General features: G+C 35.5%; 24 protein-coding genes. 12 read left to right on the forward strand and 12 right to left on the reverse strand.

All coding sequences use genetic code 11. From position 1 onward, the window contains the following. Positions 1 to 11 precede the first annotated feature (11 nt). From J2Y60_RS14980 to J2Y60_RS15005, 6 genes are all read left to right on the forward strand, one after another. Positions 12 to 182, forward strand: a complete 171-nt coding sequence (locus tag J2Y60_RS14980; RefSeq protein WP_309919457.1) for a hypothetical protein — start codon at positions 12 to 14, stop codon at positions 180 to 182. A gap of 4 nt (positions 183 to 186) precedes the next feature. After that, positions 187 to 423, forward strand: a complete 237-nt coding sequence (locus J2Y60_RS14985; protein WP_309919453.1) for a hypothetical protein — start codon at positions 187 to 189, stop codon at positions 421 to 423. A 77-nt stretch (positions 424 to 500) separates the two neighbouring features. Beyond that, positions 501 to 941 carry a cytochrome c gene (locus J2Y60_RS14990; protein WP_309919450.1) on the forward strand — a complete coding sequence of 147 codons (441 nt, stop codon included), beginning with the start codon at positions 501 to 503 and terminating at the stop codon, positions 939 to 941. A 302-nt stretch (positions 942 to 1,243) separates the two neighbouring features. After that, complete coding sequence (locus J2Y60_RS14995; protein WP_309919447.1) at positions 1,244 to 2,251, forward strand: aminodeoxychorismate synthase component I; 1,008 nt, start codon at positions 1,244 to 1,246, stop codon at positions 2,249 to 2,251. A gap of 4 nt (positions 2,252 to 2,255) precedes the next feature. Beyond that, complete coding sequence (locus J2Y60_RS15000) at positions 2,256 to 3,149, forward strand: hypothetical protein (RefSeq protein ID WP_309919445.1); 894 nt, start codon at positions 2,256 to 2,258, stop codon at positions 3,147 to 3,149. A 6-nt stretch (positions 3,150 to 3,155) separates the two neighbouring features. After that, positions 3,156 to 3,635 carry an NUDIX hydrolase gene (locus tag J2Y60_RS15005; protein ID WP_309919443.1) on the forward strand — a complete coding sequence of 160 codons (480 nt, stop codon included), beginning with the start codon at positions 3,156 to 3,158 and terminating at the stop codon, positions 3,633 to 3,635. Positions 3,636 to 3,930: 295 nt separating this feature from the next. Here the strand turns inward: J2Y60_RS15005 and J2Y60_RS15010 are convergent, their stop codons facing one another. Then, complete coding sequence (locus tag J2Y60_RS15010; protein ID WP_309919440.1) at positions 3,931 to 5,184, reverse strand: MFS transporter; 1,254 nt, start codon at positions 5,182 to 5,184, stop codon at positions 3,931 to 3,933. A 230-nt stretch (positions 5,185 to 5,414) separates the two neighbouring features. Between J2Y60_RS15010 and J2Y60_RS15015 the strand changes: the two genes are divergently transcribed. From J2Y60_RS15015 to J2Y60_RS15025, 3 genes are all read left to right on the forward strand, one after another. Then, the gene (locus J2Y60_RS15015; RefSeq protein WP_309919438.1) at positions 5,415 to 5,954 is read left to right on the forward strand and encodes an SRPBCC family protein; all 540 of its coding nucleotides are present in this window, start codon (positions 5,415 to 5,417) and stop codon (positions 5,952 to 5,954) included. Between the two features lie 20 nt (positions 5,955 to 5,974). Continuing rightward, positions 5,975 to 6,403, forward strand: coding sequence for a VOC family protein (locus tag J2Y60_RS15020; RefSeq protein WP_309919436.1), 429 nt, complete (start codon positions 5,975 to 5,977; stop codon positions 6,401 to 6,403). A 180-nt stretch (positions 6,404 to 6,583) separates the two neighbouring features. Next, positions 6,584 to 7,198 carry a hypothetical protein gene (locus J2Y60_RS15025; protein ID WP_309919434.1) on the forward strand — a complete coding sequence of 205 codons (615 nt, stop codon included), beginning with the start codon at positions 6,584 to 6,586 and terminating at the stop codon, positions 7,196 to 7,198. Between the two features lie 351 nt (positions 7,199 to 7,549). On the opposite strand, the gene J2Y60_RS15030 is transcribed toward J2Y60_RS15025, so the two are convergent. Both J2Y60_RS15030 and J2Y60_RS15035 read right to left on the reverse strand, forming a co-directional pair. Next, a complete protein-coding gene (locus J2Y60_RS15030; RefSeq protein ID WP_309919431.1) occupies positions 7,550 to 8,119 on the reverse strand; it encodes an ion channel in 570 nt (189 codons plus the stop codon). 186 nt (positions 8,120 to 8,305) lie between these two features. Continuing rightward, positions 8,306 to 9,634, reverse strand: coding sequence for a glycosyl hydrolase family 28 protein (locus J2Y60_RS15035; protein ID WP_309919428.1), 1,329 nt, complete (start codon positions 9,632 to 9,634; stop codon positions 8,306 to 8,308). A gap of 485 nt (positions 9,635 to 10,119) precedes the next feature. Here J2Y60_RS15035 and J2Y60_RS15040 point away from each other — a divergent pair, with 485 nt between their 5' ends. Then, the gene (locus J2Y60_RS15040) at positions 10,120 to 11,904 is read left to right on the forward strand and encodes a tetratricopeptide repeat-containing sensor histidine kinase (RefSeq protein ID WP_309919424.1); all 1,785 of its coding nucleotides are present in this window, start codon (positions 10,120 to 10,122) and stop codon (positions 11,902 to 11,904) included. 15 nt (positions 11,905 to 11,919) lie between these two features. On the opposite strand, the gene J2Y60_RS15045 is transcribed toward J2Y60_RS15040, so the two are convergent. The 7 genes from J2Y60_RS15045 to ygiD form a co-directional block, all read right to left on the reverse strand. Next, a complete protein-coding gene (locus J2Y60_RS15045; protein ID WP_309919421.1) occupies positions 11,920 to 14,091 on the reverse strand; it encodes a DNA/RNA helicase domain-containing protein in 2,172 nt (723 codons plus the stop codon). Next, positions 14,092 to 14,568, reverse strand: coding sequence for a nucleotide pyrophosphohydrolase (locus J2Y60_RS15050; protein ID WP_309919704.1), 477 nt, complete (start codon positions 14,566 to 14,568; stop codon positions 14,092 to 14,094). Positions 14,569 to 14,657: 89 nt separating this feature from the next. Further along, positions 14,658 to 16,016, reverse strand: coding sequence for a tRNA uridine-5-carboxymethylaminomethyl(34) synthesis GTPase MnmE (mnmE, locus tag J2Y60_RS15055; protein ID WP_309919419.1), 1,359 nt, complete (start codon positions 16,014 to 16,016; stop codon positions 14,658 to 14,660). Positions 16,017 to 16,119: 103 nt separating this feature from the next. Next, positions 16,120 to 16,404: an SCP2 sterol-binding domain-containing protein gene (locus J2Y60_RS15060; RefSeq protein WP_309919416.1), complete on the reverse strand. Its 285-nt coding sequence runs from the start codon at positions 16,402 to 16,404 to the stop codon at positions 16,120 to 16,122. A 313-nt stretch (positions 16,405 to 16,717) separates the two neighbouring features. Further along, positions 16,718 to 17,578 (reverse strand): dienelactone hydrolase family protein, encoded by an 861-nt coding sequence (locus J2Y60_RS15065; protein WP_309919413.1) that lies wholly within the window; start codon positions 17,576 to 17,578, stop codon positions 16,718 to 16,720. Positions 17,579 to 17,931: 353 nt separating this feature from the next. Next, complete coding sequence (gene queG / locus J2Y60_RS15070; protein ID WP_309919410.1) at positions 17,932 to 18,858, reverse strand: tRNA epoxyqueuosine(34) reductase QueG; 927 nt, start codon at positions 18,856 to 18,858, stop codon at positions 17,932 to 17,934. Between the two features lie 66 nt (positions 18,859 to 18,924). Next, on the reverse strand, positions 18,925 to 19,800 hold the full coding sequence (gene ygiD / locus J2Y60_RS15075; protein ID WP_309919407.1) for a 4,5-DOPA dioxygenase extradiol: 876 nt from the start codon (positions 19,798 to 19,800) through the stop codon (positions 18,925 to 18,927). A 212-nt stretch (positions 19,801 to 20,012) separates the two neighbouring features. On the opposite strand from ygiD, the gene J2Y60_RS15080 reads away from it, so the two are divergent. Further along, a complete protein-coding gene (locus J2Y60_RS15080; RefSeq protein ID WP_309919404.1) occupies positions 20,013 to 21,443 on the forward strand; it encodes a circularly permuted type 2 ATP-grasp protein in 1,431 nt (476 codons plus the stop codon). 512 nt (positions 21,444 to 21,955) lie between these two features. After that, positions 21,956 to 23,023, forward strand: coding sequence for a serine hydrolase (locus J2Y60_RS15085; RefSeq protein ID WP_309919401.1), 1,068 nt, complete (start codon positions 21,956 to 21,958; stop codon positions 23,021 to 23,023). 77 nt (positions 23,024 to 23,100) lie between these two features. Here the strand turns inward: J2Y60_RS15085 and J2Y60_RS15090 are convergent, their stop codons facing one another. Beyond that, positions 23,101 to 23,808 (reverse strand): PD-(D/E)XK nuclease family transposase, encoded by a 708-nt coding sequence (locus tag J2Y60_RS15090; protein ID WP_309959189.1) that lies wholly within the window; start codon positions 23,806 to 23,808, stop codon positions 23,101 to 23,103. Positions 23,809 to 23,812: 4 nt separating this feature from the next. Beyond that, complete coding sequence (locus J2Y60_RS15095) at positions 23,813 to 24,001, reverse strand: hypothetical protein (RefSeq protein WP_309919398.1); 189 nt, start codon at positions 23,999 to 24,001, stop codon at positions 23,813 to 23,815. Positions 24,002 to 24,085: the final 84 nt, after the last annotated feature.

A 24,085-nucleotide genomic window follows, 5' to 3' on the forward strand; every position in this document is an offset into this window, starting at 1 on the left:
TTTAACTGTTTATGAAAGATGAGATTTTGAAATATTTTTTAGAAATCAAGTCCAATATTGAACAGGATTTAGAAAAAGCTGTTGAGCGAGATGCCAGTCAAATTGAAATTGATAAATTAATTGATAGCTGGACAGAAGTAAATATTTTGATAAAAGATATTTTAAAAACTGAAAATAAATAAAGCCATGATAAATTTTGATTTCAAGCAACATTTTCAGAAACTCAAAGAAGCTCCCGACAAGCTTTCTGAAAGTTTTATTGAAAGAGATTGGTCAAAGTATTATGACACTCTTTCAAAAGAAGAACAACAAGAATTTAAAGCTGCTTTCAATGAATATCTGCGGAATCAGAATATTCAATACAAAGAACAAATTGAAATAGGGAAAGAAATGATGCGGAATGCAGGAATAACTATTTCTTAATGTATGAATCAAAAGTAACCTCCAAGACCTAAAAGGTTTATAAACTTTTTAGGTCTTTTTCATTGTTCTATTTACAAATGAAAACATTTATATTACAATCCCTACAAACTAGCTTATTGATACTATTGGTATCAACACTTACTTTTGGCTTTGTAATATATTCTTACTTTGAGATTAAAGCTCAACCAGAACCTATACCTCAATTTTTCTGTGGAACTATATCTCCAATAGATGATAATCTTGGGGAAAATATTAATGGGGAAAAGTTATTCAGGAATAATTGTGCTGCTTGTCATAGTACCACTGATGAAACCTTGGTTGGACCGGGCTTAAGGGATGTTTCTGAAAGACGTCCTTTGAAATGGATTGTAAAATGGGTTCATAATCCTCAAAAAGTTATTAAAAGTGGTGATAAGTATGCCAATGAGCTATATTATAAATTTAATCAAGCCCAAATGACACCTTATCCCAACTTAACTGAAAAAGACATTATAGATATTTTAAAATATATCAACTAAATCGTGGCCTGTAGGCCATAAAACACTGTTTAAAATCATTTCTATTAGCGGGTGACTTAAGTCACCCGCTAATAGAAATGATTCACAAAAAGATATTCTTAAACCGTGGTCTGTGGCACACAGAACACAATATTTGAGTATTTTGATTGATAAAACCATCAATAACAACATTTAACTTTGTGTTCTCTGTGCCACAGACCACGGTTTAGTTAATATTTTCTATTAGGGGGTGACTTAAGTCACCCCCCTAATAGAAAATGATTACATATATTAACCCTTAGTTTTATTTACTTTAACCTCAATTGTCTTTCAAATCTCAAATACTTCCAAATCAGGCTACTATCGCCATTGAACAAATGAATTTGTTGGGTCGTGACCGCAAACCTTTTCTTTTCATCATTGATTATGAAATGAAAAAGCCTATTGTGTTGCCCCTTGAGGAAGTTGAAAAAGAAGATATTTTGTATAAAATCGGTACGAAACGTAATTTCAATGCTGACAAAGCTTTGCTTGAAAAGCCTTTCTATTTAGAAAAATATCCGATTAGTTTTCAAGCCTATCAACAATCGTTTGAGATTGTAAAACGTCATTTGTTAAGGGGAAATAGCTTTTTAGTAAACCTGACCAAGCCTACTCCTATCAAAGTAAATTTGAACCTAAAGGAAATTTTTGAACGTAGTTCAGCCGAATATCAATTGTTTTTCAATGATGAGTTTGTGCTTTTTTCTCCCGAAATCTTTGTGAAAATAAAAGATGGTATCATTTCTTCTCATCCTATGAAAGGTACAATTTCCGCGAATGTTCCGAATGCCGAAGAGAGGATATTGAAGAATAAAAAGGAACTTGCAGAACACGCTACTATCGTAGATTTAATCAGAAATGACATTAGCATGGTGGCAGAGAAAGTGTGGGTAGAACGCTTCCGATACATTAGTAAAGTACAAACTTCTGAGGGAGATTTATTACAAGTAAGCTCCGAGATTTGTGGAAAATTGCCTGAGAATTTTCATGAGCAAATCGGGACTTTATTATTCAAATTATTACCTGCAGGGTCTATTTGTGGTGCACCCAAAGCCCAAACATTAGCGATTATCGAAGAAGCTGAGAACTATCAGAGAGGGTATTATACAGGGGTATTTGGTATCTTTGATGGCGAAAATTTAGATAGCGCTGTCATGATTCGCTTTATTGAAAAAACAGCTAATCAATCGCTTATCTTTAAAAGTGGTGGAGGAATTACTGTTTTTTCGGAAGCGGAATCGGAATATCAGGAAATGATTGACAAAGTATATCTCACTTCAAAACAATAGTCTTGTGTGGAAAGAAGCCATTTATCATTTATTAAAGTATCACCAAATAGCCTTTGAAACAAAGACATTAGCTTCTCCTTTTGAAGTAATTTACCTGACTGAACATCAATTATTCATCCATTTTATTTCACTACAGACCTTTCAAACTGTGGATGTAAGCCTTGATTTCTTCAAAGATTTATCTGAAGATATACAAACTCAACACCAAAGAATTATCCACCTTTGGGAAGATGTCTGGAATAGTAATCCCGACTTAGTAAGTGCCAGAATTTTGGCCATGTGCGGACATTCAAAACGCTTGAATGCCAGACATTGCTTTGTAGAAAGGATTGATAGCCCGACAGCAGAGGTATTTTTAAATGCAAACCATTTACAGGGGTCGGTCAAATCAAAGTTCAAATATGGCTTGTTTCTGAAAGCTCAATACCTTGAAAAATTCATTGAACCAACCATTATTCAGCACCCAAATCAGCCTTTGTTGATTGCAGTTGCTACGTTTAGTGCAGGCAGGGCGATGAAATATGGTGAGCGGGCGGGTACTCGTTCTTATGAATTGCTCCGCTTTGCTACGCTCACTAAACATCATGTGGTGGGCGGAATGGACAAACTGCTAAAGGCTTTTATCAACGAACACGAGCCGGACGATGTGATGTCGTATGCCGATAGAGATTGGTCTGATGGAAGAAGCTATGAGACCTTGGGTTTTCACAAAGTGGAAAGTACGGATGCTCAGCAATTTTGGTTAGCGATTGACCAAAACAAAAGATTTAGTATTAATCAGGAGCAAGATTTGACTGAACGAGGTTTTATTCAGATATTTAATGCTGGAAGTATTAAATACATCAAGACGATTGAGCATAATAAAGCCACTATAAACAACGATTTTCAACAAACCTAAGTAGCGATGATAGATAAAGTTCATGAGCAAGTGATGGCGCAGTATGGGGAACAATTACGTGTAAGAGTATGCGGTATTTGTGTACAAGATGATAAAATTTTAATGATAAACCATAAGGGCGTTGTTGAAAATGCAGCTTTTTGGTGCCCTCCAGGTGGTGGTTTACAATATGGCGAAAATGTAATAGAAGGGATACAACGTGAGTTTTTAGAGGAAACTTTCACAGAGGTTTCCATCGAACATTTTATGTTTGTCAGCGAATTTATCGAGACGCCGCTTCATGCTATTGAGTTATTTTTTAAAGTTAACCTTGAAAAAGGAAAGGTAGAAAAGGGCTTTGACCCTGAATTAAAAGAGCAGATTATTCAAGAAGTAAAATGGCTTAGTTTTGAAGAAATTAAAGCAAAACCTGCTAGGGAGGTACATAGAGTCTTTTCTTTCTGTAATTCTTTGGAGGAGCTTTTGAATACTAAGGGAATGATTTAGCGTTTAGGAGTATATGAGTTTAGGGTTTATGAGTTCAAAGTATATGAGTTTAGGGTTTGTCGAATCCGTGTTCTGTGGCATACAGAACACAATACTTGACTATTTTGATTTATAAAACCATTAATGTGAACATATTTGTGTGCTGTGTGCCACAGAACACGGATTAGCTTGACGATTGCGTAAAATTTTAAACCTTATCACTAGCGGGTGACTTAAGTCACCCGCTAGTGATAAACGTATTGGTAGCTAAACTTTAAACTCCTATACTCATAAACCTTAAACTCATCAACTCAACCTATACTTTCATATCCTCTAATTTCTTACTCTCTTCGCGTTGTCTTACGTATTGGTCTACCCAATAAATTAAGCCAATGGCAACTACCATCGAGCCTATTACGGTATAACCCAATATATCATAATGGTCTAAAATACCGTTAGGCTGTTGTACCACAATTAACCCAGCGATAAAAGAGGCAACACCCCCAGAAATTTGTTGAATCGATGAGTTGATACTCATAAAAGCACCTCTATCCTTCATCGAAGGAATGGCCGTCATCAAGGCAGAAGATGAAATCATCCGTGCTGAAATCCCTGTAAAAAGGATTACGTTCAATATAATAATTACCCAAAGTGGCGTAATGCCTAATTGTGTGTAAATCCCAACCATGATGATACTGATGATAGAGCCTATCAAAAAAGTATTGAACTTACCCAATTTATCACTGAGTTTACCAATCATAGGGCCAAAGAAAATAGAGAATATACCCGTAACACCATACATGATAGGTAGTTCAGACAATTTCAAACCTAAATTGTTGGTACCATAAGCACTACCAAAAGGCATTAGCATAAATCCACCCGTAGAAAGTAATATCGTTCCAAGGAAGGCCCTGAGATAATGAGGTTCGCTAATGGTTTTGGCAAGGTGCTGAAATGCATTTGAATCACTTTGTACTTTCAGGTGTTCGGTAACAGGTTTCATTTTAACAAAAATAACTATTCCTACCACCGTACTCACTCCAACAATCATCCAAAAAGGAGCATGCCAGTCGAAGCTATTAGCTAATAAAAGACCAATCGGTAAACCCAATACCTGACTAGCCGCAAAGGCCATTTGTACAAAACCCATTACCCTACCACGTACTTCGAGTTTGAATAAATCAGAGATAATCGCAAAACCTACTGAGCCAATTACGCCCCCAAAAATCCCCGTGAAGATTCGGGCAAACAATAGGAAATTATAGTTGGTTGCCGACGCACAAAGGGCAGTACCGATAATAAAACCAACATAGAAAAATAATAGGAATTTCTTTCTATCGAATTTGTCGGCAAAACCTGCTGCCAATAAACCAGAAGCACCAGCACTAAAAGCATAAGCTGACACAACAAAGCCAAATTGAGAAGTAGTAATTTTTAAAGTGGGCATTAAAATAGCCCCTAGTGGCGACAATACCATGAAATCTAGTATTACCGTAAATTGAATAAAGGCTAAAACCGCTATCATGAAAATCTGATAGGGTGTAAAAATTTTTTCTGTGGGTTGTGTCATAATTAATGTATTGAATAATTCTTATGCAAATTAAGTGATATTTATGCTCTTATCTCATGGTCTGAACAATATTGATATTAAATTAATCCCAGAAATATCCTAAATACTATTAATTTTCTGTAATTCAAGCACTTTGATACAATTTAACCTAAAATTGACGCACCATTCTCTTTGAAAATCAATGCATTACCATAAATTTGTTTTATCATTAAACTTCAAATTTAACTAATATGAAAATTGCAAAGAAAATCCTGCTAGCGGTGGTAATCTTTATTGCTGCGCTCTTACTGATTGCATTATTCACTCAAAAAGATTATGTAGTAGTAAGGGAAATCACAATCAACAAGCCCAAAACGGAGGTATTTAATTACATCAAATACTTGAAAAACCAAAACGACTACAGCGTATGGGCAAAGATGGACCCTGCGATGAAAAAAGAATTCAGAGGGACAGATGGTACCGTAGGCTTTGTATCTGCTTGGAAAAGTGATAGTGCTGATGTTGGTCAAGGTGAACAGGAAATCTTGAAAATTGTAGAGGGGCAAAGAATAGATACGGAAGTAAGATTTATTGAACCTTTTGAATCGACAGCGCCTTCACACATCACTACTGATGCTATGGGAGCAGACCAAACGAAAGTTTCATGGACTTTTGAAGGACACATGTCATACCCGATGAATTTGATGATGCTGTTTTATGATATGGAGGGATTGATAGGTAAAGATTTAGAAGATGGACTGAAAAATCTAAAAGTAATTCTTGAAAAATAAATTTTAATCAAAACACAAACATGGCAGCAATTAACCCTTATTTGGTCTTCAATGGCAACTGCGAAGAAGCTTTTAATTTTTACAAATCTGCATTTGGCGGAGAATTTCCCTATGTAGGAAGATTCAAGGACGCTCCGTCAGATCAGCAAATGTCACCAAGTGATGGCGAGCGAATCATGCACATGTCGTTGCCCATTGGCAAGACTATTTTAATGGGTAGCGATTCCTCTACAACGATGGGGGATGTAAGTGCAGGTACAAATTTCTCTATTTCTATTAGTGTAGACTCAAAAGAAGAAGCTGATAAATTGTTTCAAGCCCTTACCGAAGGTGGTAAAATAACGATGCCTTTGCAAGATACCTTTTGGGGTTCTTACTTTGGGATGTTTAAGGATAAATTTGGTATCGATTGGATGATTAATCATGATACTAATGAGGAGGCAATTTAATTACTTTCTACAATCCTTATCACTAGAGAGGGACTTAAGTCCCTCTCTAGTGATAAGTAAACTACTCAATCATTTTTTGCCTTTTTCAATTGATTATAAAGTAACAAAAATTTTGTAGTAAGTATAATTTTATGGTATTTAGATTTAATTCTTTTGTTTTCTAAAACAACCATAAGTATTATGAAAAAGGCTACAATTTTAGTATTTATAATTTCACTATTTACAATCAAAGCGGTCTCTCAAACTGTTACATTACCTCCCAATAATACCATAGATTCTACCAAATTGGGATTGAACTTCAAGAATGCTCCTTTCTATGCTAGATTCATGCCCTTATCTATTTATACAGGTGCAGGTAAAACAAGAGATAGGGTAGCACAATTTATTGAATTTGGTAAATCTTTCAATGTAATCGATTTAGGTATTGCCCTAGGTCGAAACTCTCTTAGACCAGACACCACTACGTTTCTGGAAGGTAAAATCACGATGGATGTATGCAATTATGGGATTTTTGCCAATGAAATGACCATAGGGGCAGGCAAAGTATTTGATGCCGAGGGTAGTTTAATGTTGGAACTATCCTACAGTATTTTTGCACAACTATCCAAAAATTGGGGTATTGGCATCTCAACAGGCTACTATGATTTTAGCAACGAGTTTTACGATAGTGCTAAAACGTATTATGGCTTTTTTATTAGATATGGTTTACAAAGAACCGATACTGGCGGACTACTAGGTATAGGCAGAGGTCACGGGCGACCAGGAAGGGCGGGGCATCGTGGGCATGGTAGATAAATTAGAAGTAATGCCTTACTTTTCTATTAGCGGGTGACTTAAGTCCTACTGATTACCCACAAGTGTATAAATAACTGATAATCAATAATTTTATCTCTAGCGAGGGACTTAAGTCCCTCGCTAGAGATAAGAGTTTCACGTAGTCAGGCTATGAAATGAGGCGACCAAAGCTCGGTTTGAAAGGCGATTTAAGCCTATTTAAACCAATTTTATCAATAATCACCTCTTCATTTCAACTTTTTAAAAGATGTGGGTAATCAGTAGGACTTAAGTCACCCGCTAATAGAGAGGTTTTGGATTTACAGCCATATTCTGTGTGCCACAGACCACAGTTATAAATAGTCTCCTCACCTATTCCCCTTCCTCCTCTTTTTTCTTGGATAATTTTCTTTGTAACAAATCGGATTCCAAGAGAGATTCTTTTAGACTGACAAAATCTGAGAGAACAATGATAATGGTAAAGAACGACAGTAGGTCTTCTAGCATCACTAATACTTTAGCAGGAATGATTTGTGGCAAGATTTCTCCATAGCCAAAATTCGTAAAATTAAGCACACTAAAATACAAGCATTCAAAAAGTGTTTCAGGGATGGATAACTTTTCAGGAATCCCCGAAAAGCATTCAGGATTAACATGATAAAGACAGAAATAATCAACTGCAAACGAAAAAGTGACCATTAACACATTGATGATAATGAACTCTAAGAAACGATAAAAGGGTGCATCTTTTACCGTAACTTCCAAAATCATTCTTGAGCTTTGCCATACAATAAAGGCTATTTTCAAGAATGCCAAACCCACAATAATCCACTGAGTACCACTATCTTTTAGAAATTCGTAGGTGTCAATCAAAACGATGAATAAACCCAAGCCTATTGTTACAAGGCTTTTTATCACAAAATCTCTATAGCTAACACTCATAAGGCACATTTAAATTTTTACAAAAATACAATTTTAGGCTTCTTGAACAACTATGCCATTTTTAAAAAGAAACGTCTTTATTCCTAGCGAGGGACTTAAGTCCCTCGCTAGGAATAAAGACGTTAGAATTCTGCCTTTGTTGGTGTTTTTACGGAATCGCCTAGAGCAACAACTTAAGCGTAAAAACTACTCAATCATCTTATTATTCACCTTTACATTTTTCAATGTAAAGCCTTTCACTACGCTTTTGTCAATCGAAGCATTTTTACTTTCTACGGTAAAGTTTTCAAAACTAAAGTTCGATAACTTATCGTATTCCGAAATAGCTACGTCGTAGAAAATATCACATTTTACTTCTATATTTTTCAAGCTCACATGGTCTGAATACGAGAGCGGAACATCTTTACGCCCTTGTAAATCAAAAAATTGTTTCCAAGGTTTTACAAACAACAAACTATGGGCTTGTCCTTCGATATTCTCTAGACTGATATATTCATAAAGCTGTGGCGTGTCTGGTCGCATCTTTAGCCATAATATGCGTGTGGCTTCACTGACATGACAATTTCGCATGATGATATTGCGGTTGTGGATAGCCTCGCTCCCACAGGTAAGTGCCGAATGACAAAAACCAAACTCGCAATCTTCTATGATGATATTTGTGTTGGCACCGTTGTTTGGTACACGGTCAGCCCACGGGCCTTTGCCACCTTTCAATGCAATGGCATCATCATTCACCGACATATAACAGCCTTTGATAAGCACATTATTGCAAACATCAATATCGATGGCATCCGTACTTGGGGCTTTTACGGGCTTATAGGGTGAGAAAATATGAACATCTAATACTTTCACATTATTGCATTGATAATAGTGGCTCGTCCAGAAACCAGAATTATGCAGTTTTACATCTTGTACCTGTACATTATTAGATTTCCAGATGAATACCAGTCGAGGGCGAGAAACTTCTAAGTTAGTACAATTAGGGTTCTCTTTACGTCTAGCCCAGAAAGCCTCCCAGTAGTGTAAGCCATTGCCGTCAATCGTTCCTTTCCCTGAAATGGTAAACCCATCTACTTGATAAGCATTTACCAAGGCTGTAAAATAATCTAAACTTTGTCCTTCCATTCTTGAAGGCAGTTTAGGATAATCAGCGATATTATCTGACCCTTTTAATACTGCTCCTTCAGATACATACAAATGGGTTTTGGGCTTGAAAAACAAAGCGCCACTCATAAATGTGCCTTTAGGAATGATGATTACACCTCCGCCCTTTTGGGCTGCTAAATCAATTGTTTGCTGGATAAGCTCTGTTTGTACGAGCGTACTATCTTGCTTAACGCCAAAATCGGTAATCACATACGCTTTGCCAAGCTGTGCAAGCGTTACTTTTTTGTTAGTTGTAAACCAGCTCGATATTGGGCTACCATCAGGGAAAGTAGCTTTAGCTGTTTTTTGTGCTACCATTTGCGTGCATCCCAAAAGCGAACACGCCAGTATTAGAATCAGTTTTTTCATGTTAAATATTTATGGATAAACCATCCGCATCATAATAAGGCTGCAACTTGACACGATTTAGTGATTCTTCCTTCCTGTTCCTTAGGGTATAGTAACAACAAGCTAAGAGGATTTTCGCTCAAACATTGAATTGGGTAGTTTCTACTAATACTATTTTGCTTTAAGAATAATAGCAAGGGACTAAAATTCCGAGTATTTATCAATTATTTATACCGAATGTCTGTTTGAATCACGAAAAATAATATATTTGAGTACATTAACGTATATGTTAAATTTCATGCAAAATCCATATTATATAATACTATTTTAATGAAACTTATCGTGGTTCTCAACCTTGTTTAAAATTATTAAACCTTGTTTCATAAGTATAAATTGTATGAAAAATTATGCACTTAAAATGTTATTTTAATATAAAAATAAATACAGCACTCTTAGTGTTTATTTTTCCTTTCTGTCTGCATTGCCACGGACAATCTAATGAACTCTTGAAGCTACAAAAATCTTTGCCTACGATAAGTGATAGTTTAAGATATGTAAACACATTGAATAGGATTGCTACGTTGTTGTATGAAAAAAACATCGATAGTACGTTTTACTACACCAAAAAGGCTAGTGAAATAGCCAATAGGTTAAAGTATGCAAAAGGTCAAGCGGATGTATTGAATAACCTTGGTATTTTTTATTTTATCAAGGGGAATATACAGCTAGGATTACGCTATTTTAATGAAGGGAATATTCATTATAGAAAACTTCAAGATTCTTCCAATATTGTCCAAACATTAATGAATATCGCCATTCTTTACGAGGTAATGGGACGAGAAAAGAAGTCGTCTACTAACTATAATTTGGCACTGGAATTGGGCAAAAAAATAAGTCATGATTCTATTTTTTCATTGGTTATCTATAACTACATCATTAAGTATCCCAATAAATTCAGTAAAGACTCGCTCGACTATTACCTTAACAAAGGCAGAAACATTGCTGCAAAATATAAAGACAAACGTATACTGTTGGCGTATGACCAATTGACGGCTGATAATTATATTAAAAATAATCAGTTTGATAAAGGCATGGCTTTATTAAAACAGGCTAATGCCGATGCGTTAAAAAATAATCTCTCGAATGTCTCCGTCATTATCTTGACTGATATGGGTGACCAGATGTATCAACGGGATAAGTTAACGGCCATTCAATACTATAAACAAGGGCTTACCATTGCGATTCAGAAAGGCTATTTAGTTGATAGTGAGCTACTCGCTAGAAAATTAGCTGCTGCTTATGCTGAACTAAAAGATTATTATAATGCCTATTTATTTAGCAAGCAATACCAAGAAATCAATGACAAAATAGATGCACAAGAAAACCTATTTGGCATTGACTATCAAGATTTTGCAGCCAAAGAGCAACAGCTAGAATCATCAAATCTGTTGGCAAAGTACCAATCTAGGCTATTGATATTAGCCATCGTAATCAGTGTGATGGCTATCGTGATGATGATTATATTATGGCGTAGTTGGAAGAGTACACAAAAGTCCAGAGAGGCCCTCAGGCTACAGTTTCAGCATGCAGAAGTAACGATGCATGATTTAGAGACGATGAATAAAAACTATGCACGCCTTATCAAAATTGTGGCACATGACCTCCGAAATCCAATTGGTGCGGTTGGTGCGATGACTTCGATGCTCGCCGAAAAAGAAATGGATGAAGACGATAGCGAGCTAATAGAGCTAATACAGACGTCTATCAACAATAGCCTAAACTTAATCAATGATTTATTAAAAACTGACTTTGAACAAAAGCATGACATTCATAAAGAAGAAACATCCTTTGATGGCTTACTGAATGAATGTGTGCAATTACTCCGCTTTAAGGCAAAAGATAAGCGTCAGCAATTGATTTTTAATACGGATACGAATATTAAAATGAATATTGACAGAGAGAAAATCTCAAGAGTGATTAATAATCTGGTAGGGAATGCCATCAAATTTAGCCCCGTAGGTAGCAATATTTATATCAATACAAAAGTATCTGAAAGTGGAACAATTACTACTGTAAAAGATGCAGGAATAGGCATACCCCTAAAAATGCAGGATAAAGTATTTGACCCTTTTACTTCGGCTAGGCGAAAAGGAACAGGAGGCGAACAGCCATTTGGATTAGGGTTGTATATCAGTAAACAAATTATTGAAGCCCATCATGGTAAAATTTGGCTAAAAAGCGAACCAGATCAGGGGACGGAGTTTTTTGTGGAATTGCCGTTTGGGAGTTAATCAACCTATAAGAAGTTATTTTAATACTTTTACAAAAATTCCAATCACTTTAAAACTCATACTTTCTTCATTCCTTAATACAATTGGTTCAAATGAATCGTCAGACAATGGTTTTAGAATAATTTCTTCATGTTGCCAACCATCTTCATCTACAGTTTTTTTACTTAAATATTCTTTAATAGTATAATTTGACCCTAACTCACTATCGAAAATATCATTTCCTTCAACTAAAGTAATCAATCCATTTCGGCTCCCTCCTAAATATTTTTTAAACAAACAAAGACTACCATTAGGAATGATTTTATTCATAGATTCTCCTACAACTTTACATACAAAATACTGCTCATTTTGATTAATATCTGTTAGCTCAATATATTTAATATCCTTTACAGGTTGTTGTTCAGAAAAACTTCCCGCTGCAATTTCCAAATCATAATATGGAACAGTTTTATTGTTGGGAACATCTAAAAATTTGAATAAAGGTTTTATATCTCTATCTATTTTATATACAGGAATTATTTCTGAGAAGTACTTCCGTAAGTTTGGATTGCATACATAAATGTAAGTCCCTTCAATACCTCTTAATAGGATCGTTTTATAGATATTAATAATATAATCAAGCAATACCTTTGGGTCTTTAATAGAGTTTTTACCATTCTTATCTTTATAATTTTCTTTATAAACTACAAATTCATTTTTTATAAAATCATAGTCTAATTCGGGGCCAATAATTACTCCTGTATAATTTAAATCATAACCTTGGGTTGTATGAATACAGCCAACTTCATTAATAGCGTTGATAGAGTTTACCCAATCTTTATCGGTACTATTCCATTGTAATGATGTATTTTCAATTTGGATGTCAAACAGTGTTTTATCGCTTCTAGATATCCATTCCCAAGCAAAACCTGCAACCATCCGAGATAAACCACATTTCTTTTCCTTCTTGTGGATTTCATTAACCATTTCATCCAAATTGTTAAACAATTTGAAATCATATTTACCTATCTTAAGTTGCTTATTTTTAGGTTCATAAATATTATCAAATAACTGATGAATCAATTCAACATATTGATTACCACCTTTAACCCTAAATTGAGTACTTAATTTTTCATTCCGAGTAGTAGAAAGTTGTTTTAAAGCATAAAAGCTCTCTTTAGTTGCATCAGAGGGTTTGATAGATTGGAATTGATCATAAAATATTATTGATTTTTCACTTTGTAATTGTACCCAATCCAATTCTGAACACGTCTTTTCATCTAGCTTTAATGCCTTACAATTTTTATCAAATATGCCAAAATATGACCCTAAATTTACTCTTCTTCTCAATCTATGCCCTTCATCTACAATGAGTAAATCATACTTTTGTTTTACTATTTCAGAAGGGCCAATTACCATTTTACTTGATAACCCTTTGATATTTTTGAAAACACTTGAAATAGTTTGTCTAAATGATGCCATTGGTATCACCAAAGCCATATTTAAATTGCCATATTGTTTTTTTATTTTTTTTAATAAAACAAACAATTCTTCATCTTCCTCATCAAAATCTGAATAATTAAAATCTTCTAAATCTGTTTTTAGCATCTTAAAAAGAAAAATGGCTAAAATAGATTTTCCTGTGCCTGCACCTCCCTGAATTAAACTAACCTTGGTTTGATTATCTAAAAGACAATGTAAGATTGTTTTTAATCCTTTAATTTGTTCTTTAGAAAGTGATTTATAGGGTGAATATTTAAACAAATCTGAATTATCAATATGGGCTAAAGAATGTCGAGCAATTCCCATACCGCGTAGTTCATCCCAAATTTCTTTAAACAACTCCCAGTAAACTTCTTTTTGTTGGTAAAATTCATGATTTGAAATACCTAAATTTGCATTTTGTAGTGAATATTGACCATCGGCAGATATATATTTAATTAAATTTGACTCAAGATCAAGAGTAGCTGATTTATTGAATAATTCGCTCAATATTAAGTTCACACAACTTAAATTTTGCTTTCTTTCTGTCTTATAATGTGTTTTTAGACGAGTTAAAACATCTGTTGTTTCTCCAACATAAGCTTCTTTAGTACTGTTTTCTTTTAATAAATATACAAGAGGCCAGTTAACAAATTTACGATGATTATTAATCAACTTAGTCTCTAAATTACTATCAAAAGAATATTGCTTAATTGAAAAATTCATCTACAATTCGTTGTATTTAGTTGCATTACCCTTTGCCTTACCTACTGGATACTTTTCAGCATTTTTTTGTATCTTATCCTGTATAATTTTATTAATATCTAAATCATGCTTATTGGCTAATAAAAAGGCATACATCAATACATCTGCTAATTCTTCCTTAAGCTTGTCTATATTACAATCTTCATTATTTTTCCACAGAAATAATTCTAAAAGCTCAGAGGCTTCTATAGATAGAGCAATAGCTAAATCTTTAGAATTATGAAATTGTTCCCAATCTCTTTCATCTCTAAATTTGATGATATCTTTAATAGTTTTATTAAAATCTTCCATAATTATAATATCATTTACATTAAATATAACACAGGCAAAATTTTGGGTAAAGAATTTCTTTAAGTCCCAGTATTTATTTTCATCATTATAATAATGTGCATTTGGGGTAAATATAACTAAATTTTCGCCTAGGTGGTGTTTGTTCACCAACAAGGGCGGAACTTTTGTATTATCTTTTACTCACGGCATGACTCGAAGTAATGCCATGCGTTCTATGCTCACTTAATAACCTTCGCTTACTTCCCAATACAAAACTTAGAAAAAATATTTGCTAGTAAATCATCCGTAGTGATTTGACCTGTTATTTCGCCTAGGTGGTGTAGGGCAAAACGAATGTCTTGGGCTAGGAAATCGCCTGTGATGCTTTGGTCTAGGCCTTGTAAAACGTTTTCTAAGGCTCCGTTGGTTTGTAATAAATGTTGGTAGTGGCGGAGGTTGGTCACTACAGTATCCCCTGATTTTATTTCTCTGGTTTTTACTTTTCTAACCAACGTATCTTTTAAAGTATCTATGTTTTTGTTCTCAGATGCTGAAATCCAAAGAATGTCTGGATAGGTGGTATCAAAAGCTGATTTTTTATCAGGCGATAATTTATCTACTTTATTGCCTACTAATAGATAAGGTGCATTGAATTCCGAAATCTGCTGGGCAATTTCTGAAAGCTGTATTTCTGAAGCATCAAATAAATAGACAATCAAACTGGCTTTGTCCATTTGTTGTAACGTACGCTCTACACCAATGGCCTCGATGGTATCAGTAGTTTTGCGTAACCCTGCGGTATCTATCAATCGGAATCGGATGCCTTCTATAAAAAGCTCGTCTTCAATCACATCACGGGTAGTTCCTGCAATGTCTGATACGATGGCTTTTTCTTCGTTTAATAAACGATTCAATAGTGTCGACTTTCCTGCATTTGGTTTCCCTGCAATAACTGTCGGCACGCCATTTTTGATAACATTGCCCATCTCGAAACTATCAATCAATGGAATCAGTACTTTCTGAATCTTAAAGATTAATTGACGTAAATCGTCACGGTCGGCAAATTCTACGTCTTCTTCGCCAAAGTCTAATTCTAGTTCTATCAAAGACGCAAAATGAATGAGGGCTTCTCTGAGTTGTGCGATTTGTTTTGAAAATCCTCCTCTGATTTGATTGATGGCTGTCTGATGCGAAGCTTCCGAATCTGAGGCAATCAAATCGGCAACAGCTTCGGCTTGGGCAAGGTCTAACTGTCCGTTGAGGAATGCACGTTGTGTGTATTCACCCGGATTGGCCAGTCTAGCGCCCTCACGCAATAACAGTTTAAGGATTTTTTGGATAATAAAGTCCGAACCATGACAAGATATTTCTATGGTATCTTCACGGGTATAAGATGAGGGGGCTTTGAAAAGCGATACCAATACTTCGTCAACAATGTTGTCGTTGTCTCTGATGGTACCGAAATGGATGGTATGCGAAAGTTGTTTTTCTAGGTTTTTACCTTTGAATATTTTATTGACAATCGGGAAGGTTTCTGGGCCAGAAACACGAATTACCCCAATGGCTCCAATGCCTTGCGGAGTGGCTAAGGCACAAATTGTATCTTGATTAAACATGAATTTGTAACACGATTTGATTTTGCGACGTCCCGCAATCGTGGATTGAATGAGTTCGGTAACGATAGCGAGACGCCGCCTCGTACCAAATCGTGCTACAAATTTAAAACAAATCCTTCAATTTCATGGCAATACCCATATCACCACTGATTTTTAGTTTGCCAAACATAAAGGCTGTCATCGGATTTAAATCGCCTGTCATTAAGCCTTGTAAATCTTTTAGGCTTACGCCAATAGTACAATCTGCGGCTTCGTCGACATTGCTTACTTTTCCATCTCCACTGATAAAAATACTTCCTGCATCGGTTGCAAATTTAATAGATGAGCCTAGTCCTCCTTTGGCAGCTGCCAAATTGGTGATTTTTTGTGTTAATTCTTCAAAAGTCATGTTGCTGAGATTGTGTAAATAAGTCAATTTTCTATAATTGATACTTGGATAAAATATGTTATTTTAATTTTGTGTTAAAACGAAATTTTCTTTATCTTAAAACAAGATTTTCGATTCTTAGCGTCCTTACTTTTCTTGTCTTGACACAAGAAAAGTAACAAAAGAAAGTCAAGAAATTCCGAAACTCGCTTCGCTCAAACAGCGGAATTTCATTAAATGCTGACGCAAATGCAAAAAGAGAACGTCTTAAATAAAATAAGCCAATAACCGAAAGCTGATAGCTCACAGCTTATTGCTCAAAGCTCACAGCTATCTACGAAATTGTTTCTTTGAATACTCTCAATGTAGCGTCCCATGCTTTTTTGGCTACTTCTGCGTTGTAGCGGGTGGGTGCTGTGTCGTTGTTGAATGCGTGTTGTGCGCCTTCGTAAACGTATAATTCGTATTTCGTTCCTGCTGCTTTTAGGGCTGTTTCATAGGCTGGAATGCCTGCGTTGATACGCTCGTCTAGTCCGCCGTAATGTAATAATAATTTGGCTTTTATTTTTGGTACATCAACCGCTTCTGGTTGGCGACCATAATAAGCAACTGCTGAATTTAATGTTGGTGAGTTCACTGCTAATTGATTAGCTAATCCTCCGCCCCAACAAAAACCTACGCAGCTAGTTTTGCCATTGCTTTTTGGTAAAGCCTTTAGATAATCAAAGCCTTTTAAAAAGTTATTGGTATTTTTAGCAGCATCTAATTTACTGAATAAATTACGTGCTTCATCTTCGTTTTCGGGTGTTCCTCCTAAAGGCGAAAGGGCATCTACTGCCAAAGCATAATAGCCTGCTTTGGCTACTCTGCGGGCAACATCTTTGGTATGTGGATTGAGTCCGCGATTCTCATGAATGACAATCACTGAGCCTATTTTTCCTTTGATTTTCTTCGGTTGAGCTAAATAGGCTTTCATCGTACAGCCATCACCTTCGTAAGTAATATCTGATGTTTCGATATCTTCGTCGTTTTCAGGGATAGTAGCTGCGTGAGCATAATTTACTTCTAGTAGCGGTAATACCGACATGGCGGCTACCGTACTGCCCGTCAGTTTAACTAGACGTTTAAGGAAATCTTCACGCGTAAGAGGTTTGTGCGTGTACTCGTCAAAAAGGTTAATAATCTCTTGATTCATAGTTATTGTTGTTTAGTTGTTGAGCTATGAGCTATGAGCTATGAGCTATGAGCTATGAGCGTTTTTTCTTTCTATTAAATCCTACCTTATCACTCAAAAGTTTATAAATGACTGATATTCAATCCTTATCACTAGCGGGTGACTTAAGTCACCCGCTAGTGATAAGGATTGAAAGCTTGATTTGAAGGGTTATTCTACACCATTTAAATCAATAATTACATATTTATGCTAACTTTTAAGACTCTTAAAAAATGCGGCTAATCAATAGCCTTTAAATCTAATGCTCATGACATTAATCGAAAACCAAAGTCTAAAGCTCATTACTCATTGCTTATAGCTCAAAACTAATACAATTACTTTAAAAATTCTATGTTTCTTTTTAGTCCTGCATACTTTGTTCTTTTCAATGGTGACTTTTTAAAGATGGTTTGAAATACTTCTTCGGTGATTTCTTCCCAATCGCTTTTAGTAAAATTAGCTAAGTCGGGATGAAGGTTAAATTGCGGTTCTTGGTGTGGTTTTGAAAAACGATTCCAAGGACAAACATCCTGACAAATATCACAACCAAAAAACCAGTTTTCAAATTTATTTTGTACCTCTAAGGGTATTGCCTCCTTTAGTTCAATGGTATAATAGCTGATACATTTCGAGCCGTCTACTACATAAGGTTCGACAATGGCATCCGTCGGACAAGCATCTATACAACGTGTACAAGTACCACAATAGTCTTTTACGGGACCGTCAGGTTCTAACGGTAAATCCAAAATCAGTTCGGCGATAAAAAAGAAACTGCCTTGGTTTTTATTGATAATATTACTGTTTTTACCTATCCACCCTATGCCCCCTTTTTTTGCCCAAGCCTTATCCATGACGGGGGCAGAGTCTACAAAAGCCCTTCCTCCTACTTCCCCAATTTCCTCTTGAATATAGGCTAAAAAAGTTTGTAGTTTCTCTTTTACCACAAAATGATAGTCTTTACCATAAGCATATTTAGATAGTTTTAAATCATTTACACCTTCGGGAAGTCTTTCGGCAGGGTAATAATTAAAGAGCAACGAAACCACCGACTTGGCATCATCCACTAACAGTCGTGGGTCTAGCCTTTTATCAAAATGGTTTTCCATGTACTGCATCTTGCCATGCTGATTGGCTTTTAACCAATTTTCTAGTCTAGGAGCTTCCTCCTCCAAAAACCCTGCTGCTGAAATACCACAATAATCAAAGCCCAATTCTTTGGCTTTTTGTTTAATTAAAAAGGAATATTGGGCTTTGTCAATCATTTATTATGTAAGCAATTTGAGATACTAATCTAATCACCAATCACTATTTACTAATCACTACTTAAGTTAAGCAATTTTTACAGAAGTCATCGTTAAAGAACCACCCACAGGCACATCATTAAAGAAACTTACTTCCTCGTTCTTTTCTTGCATCCCTAAAATATACAATAATGGATAGTAATGGTCTGGCGTTGGAATCGCCAATTTAGCAGCCTCGCCCATACTTTCATAATTTATTAAAGGTTTATGATTGTTCTCGGCAATATTCTTTTTGAATTTCTCATTCATTTCTATCGTCCAGTCATAGCCATAAGCCCCGTCTATTCTCCGAAAATCTACCATGCGTAAATTATGTACCATGTTGCCACTACCTATAATCAATACGCCTTTACGACGCAAAACTGCCAATTCCTGTGCCAATTCATAATGATACTGTGGCGACTGGTGATAATCAATGCTTAATTGCAAGACTGGAATATTGGCTTTTGGATAAATATGACGAATAATCGTCCACGTGCCATGATCTAAGCCCCATTCATGGTCTAAATGCACCTCCGTTTTTGTAATCAGTTTTTTTGTTTCTTCTGCTACGGCCAAACTACCTTTGGCAGGATATTGCACATCAAACAGTGCTTGCGGGAATCCACCAAAATCATGAATGGTTCTGGGCTTTTCCATTGCCGTCACAAAAGTACCTCTTGTAAGCCAATGTGCCGAAATAACAATTACTGCGGTAGGCTCTGGAAAATCATTGGCCAAACTTGCCCATTGTTGACTAAATTGATTATTTTCGATGCCATTCATCGGCGAGCCATGACCAATGAAATACAATGGCGTTTTTTGTTCTTGTTTGGATAGCTGATCTGAAAATGCTTTTAATGTTCCTAATGCTGACATGGTTAGTACCCCTACAGAGGCTTTTATAAACTCTTTCCGTTTCATTTCTTTAAAATACTATATTTTATGCAACGGATTGCTTGATTAGTAAGTTCAAAGAGTAACTTAGCATGAAAATTGGTAAGTAATTTTACTCATTTTTTAACATATTTCGTGATATTTATCATTTTCAGAATTTTCTTTGGGAAAACAATTTTGACACGCAGTATTATTTTTTTAAATTAGGGTAATAACAACTAATAAATTATCAAAAGCCTATGAATTTTAGTTTTGACAACTACCAAACCGAAGGCTTCTTCGATGAAATGTTTGATGCACAAGGTAATGTGCGTATGGGGTACGAAGCATTCAAGGAACGGGTAGAACAGTTAAAGATTGACGAGTTTATTCGTCGCCACCAAGCAGCAGAACGCTCTTTAATGGCAATGGGTATTACTTTCAATGTTTACTCGGAAAATGAAGGAACAGAACGCATCATGCCTGTTGATATTATCCCCCGAGTAATAGAAGCTGATGACTGGAAAAAAACCGAGAAAGGTTTGATACAACGCATTACGGCATTGAATATGTTTTTGGATGATATTTATCATGACCAAAAAATATTGAAAGACGGCATCGTTCCCCGTGAATTGATTGAAACTTCAAAAGATTTTTTACGTCCTTGTGTGGGTATTCGTCCACCAAAAGGCATTTATATCCACATTACGGGAACAGATTTGATTCGTGGCGACGATGGTAAGTTTATGGTTTTGGAAGACAACCTCCGCTGTCCGTCGGGTGTTTCTTATATGCTCGAAAACAGAGAACTGCTAAAACGTACCTTCCCAGAAGTATTAGGAAAAACCAGAGTACAGTCAATCTCAGATTATCCAAACAAATTGTTGCAGATGTTACAACACATCAGTGACAGACCAAACCCTACGGTTTGTGTACTGACTCCGGGTATTTATAATTCAGCTTATTTTGAGCATTCTTATTTGGCTCAACAAATGGGTGTTGAATTAGTTGATTCACGAGATTTAGTAGTGCATGATGGTTATGTAAAAATGCGTACTACTAAGGGATTCCAGATTGTAGATGTTATTTATCGCAGAATTGACGATACTTTCTTAGACCCTAAGGCTTTCAATCCAGATTCTTTAATTGGTATTCCAGGTATTTTTGATGTGTATAAAAAAGGTAGAATTGCCTTAGCAAATGCCCCAGGAACAGGCGTGGCAGATGACAAAGTAATTTATGCGTATGTACCAAGAATCATCAAATATTATTTAGGCGAAGACCCTATCATCCCGAATGTGGAAACCTTTATTTGTGGTGAAGAAGATGATTGTAAGTATGTATTAGAAAATATTGAGAAACTGGTAGTAAAAGAAGCTAACGAAGCAGGTGGATATGGTATGTTAATCGGTCCTAAATCTACGAAAGCAGAACAAGAAATATTTAAAGCACGTATCAAAGCAAATCCTAGAAATTACATTGCTCAACCTACAATTTCACTGTCGAGAGTACCTTGTTTGATTGATGATCATTCAGAAGGCAGACACGTTGACTTACGTCCATACATTCTTTATGGAGACGGTGTAAAAGTTATTCCAGGTGGATTGACTCGTGTAGCATTGCGCAAAGGTTCATTGGTGGTTAATTCATCGCAAGGTGGGGGGTCTAAGGATACTTGGGTATTGTATTGATGGGTTGGTTCAAATTCATTAATTATACCGAATTTTCACTGAAATAGCGAGTTTTAGAAGATTTTAGAGTTTTTTGATTTGTTCTCGTCCTTACTTTTTGCCTTGATGCAAAAAGTAACCGCAGCGGCGGCCGCAAAAAAATCAAGAATTCCTAAACTCGCTATCGCTCAAACAGTAGGAATTCGTTTTGCATCAATCACAAAGAAGCGGTCTAAATTAGTTTTTAGACCGCTTTTTTTGTGATTGATGGAGTGGATTATAGCATTCTTTTAAACATTCTTAAAAGTTAAAATAATATGCAATTATTGGCCAAATAACCCTTCAAATCGAGCTTTCAACCATTATCACTAGCGGGTGACTTAAGTCACCCGCTAGTGATAATGGTTGTCGGTAGAAGCATCCTGTTAATTCCTCTTAGCCTCGTGTTAGCGAATTTATTTTACCCTACAAACATTTGAATACTTTTGATTCTTTGGTAGATTTGAGTAAACTGAACCTTATCTATCATCACTATGAAAAAAAACATCTTATTCATCTGTTTAATCATTTCTTTTACTTCAATTTCATCCTTTTCTCAGGTAAACAAAACGCTTTTGGATAGTCTTACTATCGCTATTGAACACGGGGCATATCCTAATATTGATGGTATAGTGGTTTCGCAAAAAGGGAAATTAATCTATGAAAAATATTTTAATGGATTGACGCAGTCTAGCTTACATGATACTCGCTCGTCTTTCAAATCTATCACAGGACTACTTGTAGGCATTGCCATAGACAAAGGCTATATAAAGAGTGTCAATGAAAAAGTTTATTCATTTTTCCCTGAATATAAAGATTTTAAAAACTGGGACAGTCGAAAAGACGGTATGACAGTTCAGCACCTCTTAGCAATGAAATCTGGGTTTGATTGTGAAGAATGGGATGGTGCTAAAGATTGTGAGGATGAAATGGCGGAGACTAAAGATTGGGTAAAGTTTTCGCTTGATTTACCCATGTCACATCCTTCTGGGACGCATTGGGCATATACGTCATGCAATACCATGATACTCGGTGGTATTGTTGCCAATGCCTCAAAAATGTCTATTTTAGCATTTGCTGACAAATTTCTTTTTCAGCCTTTAGGCATTAAAAATTATCGTTGGACAAAAGACCCATCTGGACATGGCATGACCGCAGGGTCATTTTATATTTTGCCGTCTGATATGGCTAAAATTGGAGAATTGGTATTGAACAAAGGGATGTACAAAGGCAAAAGGATTGTTTCTGAAAAATGGATAAAAGAGGCTACCCAGCCAATTACTAAGATTGAAAATTTCTCAAACGTAAGTATCTCAAAAGCTAAATCTGCTATACCTCAACCTACCTTTTATGGCTATACTTGGTATAATGAAGAAATAAGAACTGATAAAATCAGGCATAATGTAATATTTGCATCAGGCAACGGTGGGCAATATATTATGGTAATACCAGACCTAGCCTTGGTGGTAGCATTTACAGGCAATAGTTATAATTCTTCCAAATCAAAACTGCCTTTTGCAATATTGATAAAATATATACTTCCGTATTTTGAAGGGGGATGATTTCTTGTTTTTCACTCATGGCATTAGTTTGGCAATCTAAACTTTTAGGAGAGGGTAAATATGAAACGATTGAATACCTATTTGCTTCCTGATATTTTTTCAAGAATATTTTTGACAAACTCAATTGAAACCCCTGCTAACTTAGCGCATTGCTCTACAGTTAATCCCATACTTAAACCATTTTCTATGGTCTCAGTCTTAACTAAAATTTCTTTTTTAGCCTCTGCTTCTTTGATTTTTTTACTTTCAGCTTTTACAGCTTCTGCATTTCGAGCAATTAGTATTTCAAAGGATGCTTTCTCATCTGGTGTCATTTTTCTGCTATCCAATTCATCAATAGCAACTTTTAACCATTCTTCATCCCAAAATTTAGGGAACTGAGTTGGTTTCGTAACTGTATGTATCGTTTTCATGGTATATATCAGCTTTTCTAAATCAGTTTGACAATCAGATTCTTGTAAAACAAATTTATCTAATTCTACCGTAATAAACGACATTTGTTCATCAAAAAGTTCACCTTGTTCATTTCTTAGATTAGCAACTGAATGAAATTGTGGATAAGAAAAAATATTGTTTGCTAAGATAGCAACACAGTAGATTTTAGTAAGTGTTCCATAATCAAATTTACCCCGTTTCACCATTCCATTGAATTTGTGCAATGCATAGAATTTCATACGTTGTACAAAATAGGGTGCTTCTCCAAATTGCATTTCTACAATAAAGTGATTATTATTTTCATCTGTGCAAGCTAAATCAAAAATTCCGCCTCTACTATCTTGCGTAATACCTTCAAAGGTATTTTTGCGGTCCGCCGCCGCGGTCGAATCTTACTTCCTTTATCGGTATTTCAGACTTTATTAATGCTTGCAATGCTCTTCGTAAGAAAAGTGTATTCGCTTCATTGCCAAAAGTTGCCTTAAATCCATAATCTGAGATTATCGGAATAAATATTTGGTCGTAGGTGTATAGTGTTTCCATTATGGGAAATTACAAAAAACAGTCGTTTTTTAAAAGATAAACATTATTTTTTATGTGATGTAAACTGGACATCACTCATGGCAT

Source organism: Arcicella sp. BE140, assembly GCF_031456255.1.
Lineage (GTDB): Bacteria > Bacteroidota > Bacteroidia > Cytophagales > Spirosomataceae > Arcicella > Arcicella aquatica.

Coding starts and splice junctions, on each gene's coding strand:
- J2Y60_RS14980 (WP_309919457.1), top strand. CDS start 12: ATGAAAGATGAGATTTTGAAATATTTTTTAGAAATCAAGTCCAATATT.
- J2Y60_RS14985 (WP_309919453.1), top strand. CDS start 187: ATGATAAATTTTGATTTCAAGCAACATTTTCAGAAACTCAAAGAAGCT.
- J2Y60_RS14990 (WP_309919450.1), top strand. CDS start 501: ATGAAAACATTTATATTACAATCCCTACAAACTAGCTTATTGATACTA.
- J2Y60_RS15005 (WP_309919443.1), top strand. CDS start 3,156: ATGATAGATAAAGTTCATGAGCAAGTGATGGCGCAGTATGGGGAACAA.
- J2Y60_RS15010 (WP_309919440.1), bottom strand. CDS start 5,184: ATGACACAACCCACAGAAAAAATTTTTACACCCTATCAGATTTTCATG.
- J2Y60_RS15015 (WP_309919438.1), top strand. CDS start 5,415: ATGAAAATTGCAAAGAAAATCCTGCTAGCGGTGGTAATCTTTATTGCT.
- J2Y60_RS15020 (WP_309919436.1), top strand. CDS start 5,975: ATGGCAGCAATTAACCCTTATTTGGTCTTCAATGGCAACTGCGAAGAA.
- J2Y60_RS15025 (WP_309919434.1), top strand. CDS start 6,584: ATGAAAAAGGCTACAATTTTAGTATTTATAATTTCACTATTTACAATC.
- J2Y60_RS15030 (WP_309919431.1), bottom strand. CDS start 8,119: ATGAGTGTTAGCTATAGAGATTTTGTGATAAAAAGCCTTGTAACAATA.
- J2Y60_RS15035 (WP_309919428.1), bottom strand. CDS start 9,634: ATGAAAAAACTGATTCTAATACTGGCGTGTTCGCTTTTGGGATGCACG.
- J2Y60_RS15045 (WP_309919421.1), bottom strand. CDS start 14,091: ATGAATTTTTCAATTAAGCAATATTCTTTTGATAGTAATTTAGAGACT.
- mnmE (WP_309919419.1), bottom strand. CDS start 16,016: ATGTTTAATCAAGATACAATTTGTGCCTTAGCCACTCCGCAAGGCATT.
- J2Y60_RS15060 (WP_309919416.1), bottom strand. CDS start 16,404: ATGACTTTTGAAGAATTAACACAAAAAATCACCAATTTGGCAGCTGCC.
- J2Y60_RS15065 (WP_309919413.1), bottom strand. CDS start 17,578: ATGAATCAAGAGATTATTAACCTTTTTGACGAGTACACGCACAAACCT.
- queG (WP_309919410.1), bottom strand. CDS start 18,858: ATGATTGACAAAGCCCAATATTCCTTTTTAATTAAACAAAAAGCCAAA.
- ygiD (WP_309919407.1), bottom strand. CDS start 19,800: ATGAAACGGAAAGAGTTTATAAAAGCCTCTGTAGGGGTACTAACCATG.
- J2Y60_RS15080 (WP_309919404.1), top strand. CDS start 20,013: ATGAATTTTAGTTTTGACAACTACCAAACCGAAGGCTTCTTCGATGAA.
- J2Y60_RS15085 (WP_309919401.1), top strand. CDS start 21,956: ATGAAAAAAAACATCTTATTCATCTGTTTAATCATTTCTTTTACTTCA.
- J2Y60_RS15095 (WP_309919398.1), bottom strand. CDS start 24,001: ATGGAAACACTATACACCTACGACCAAATATTTATTCCGATAATCTCA.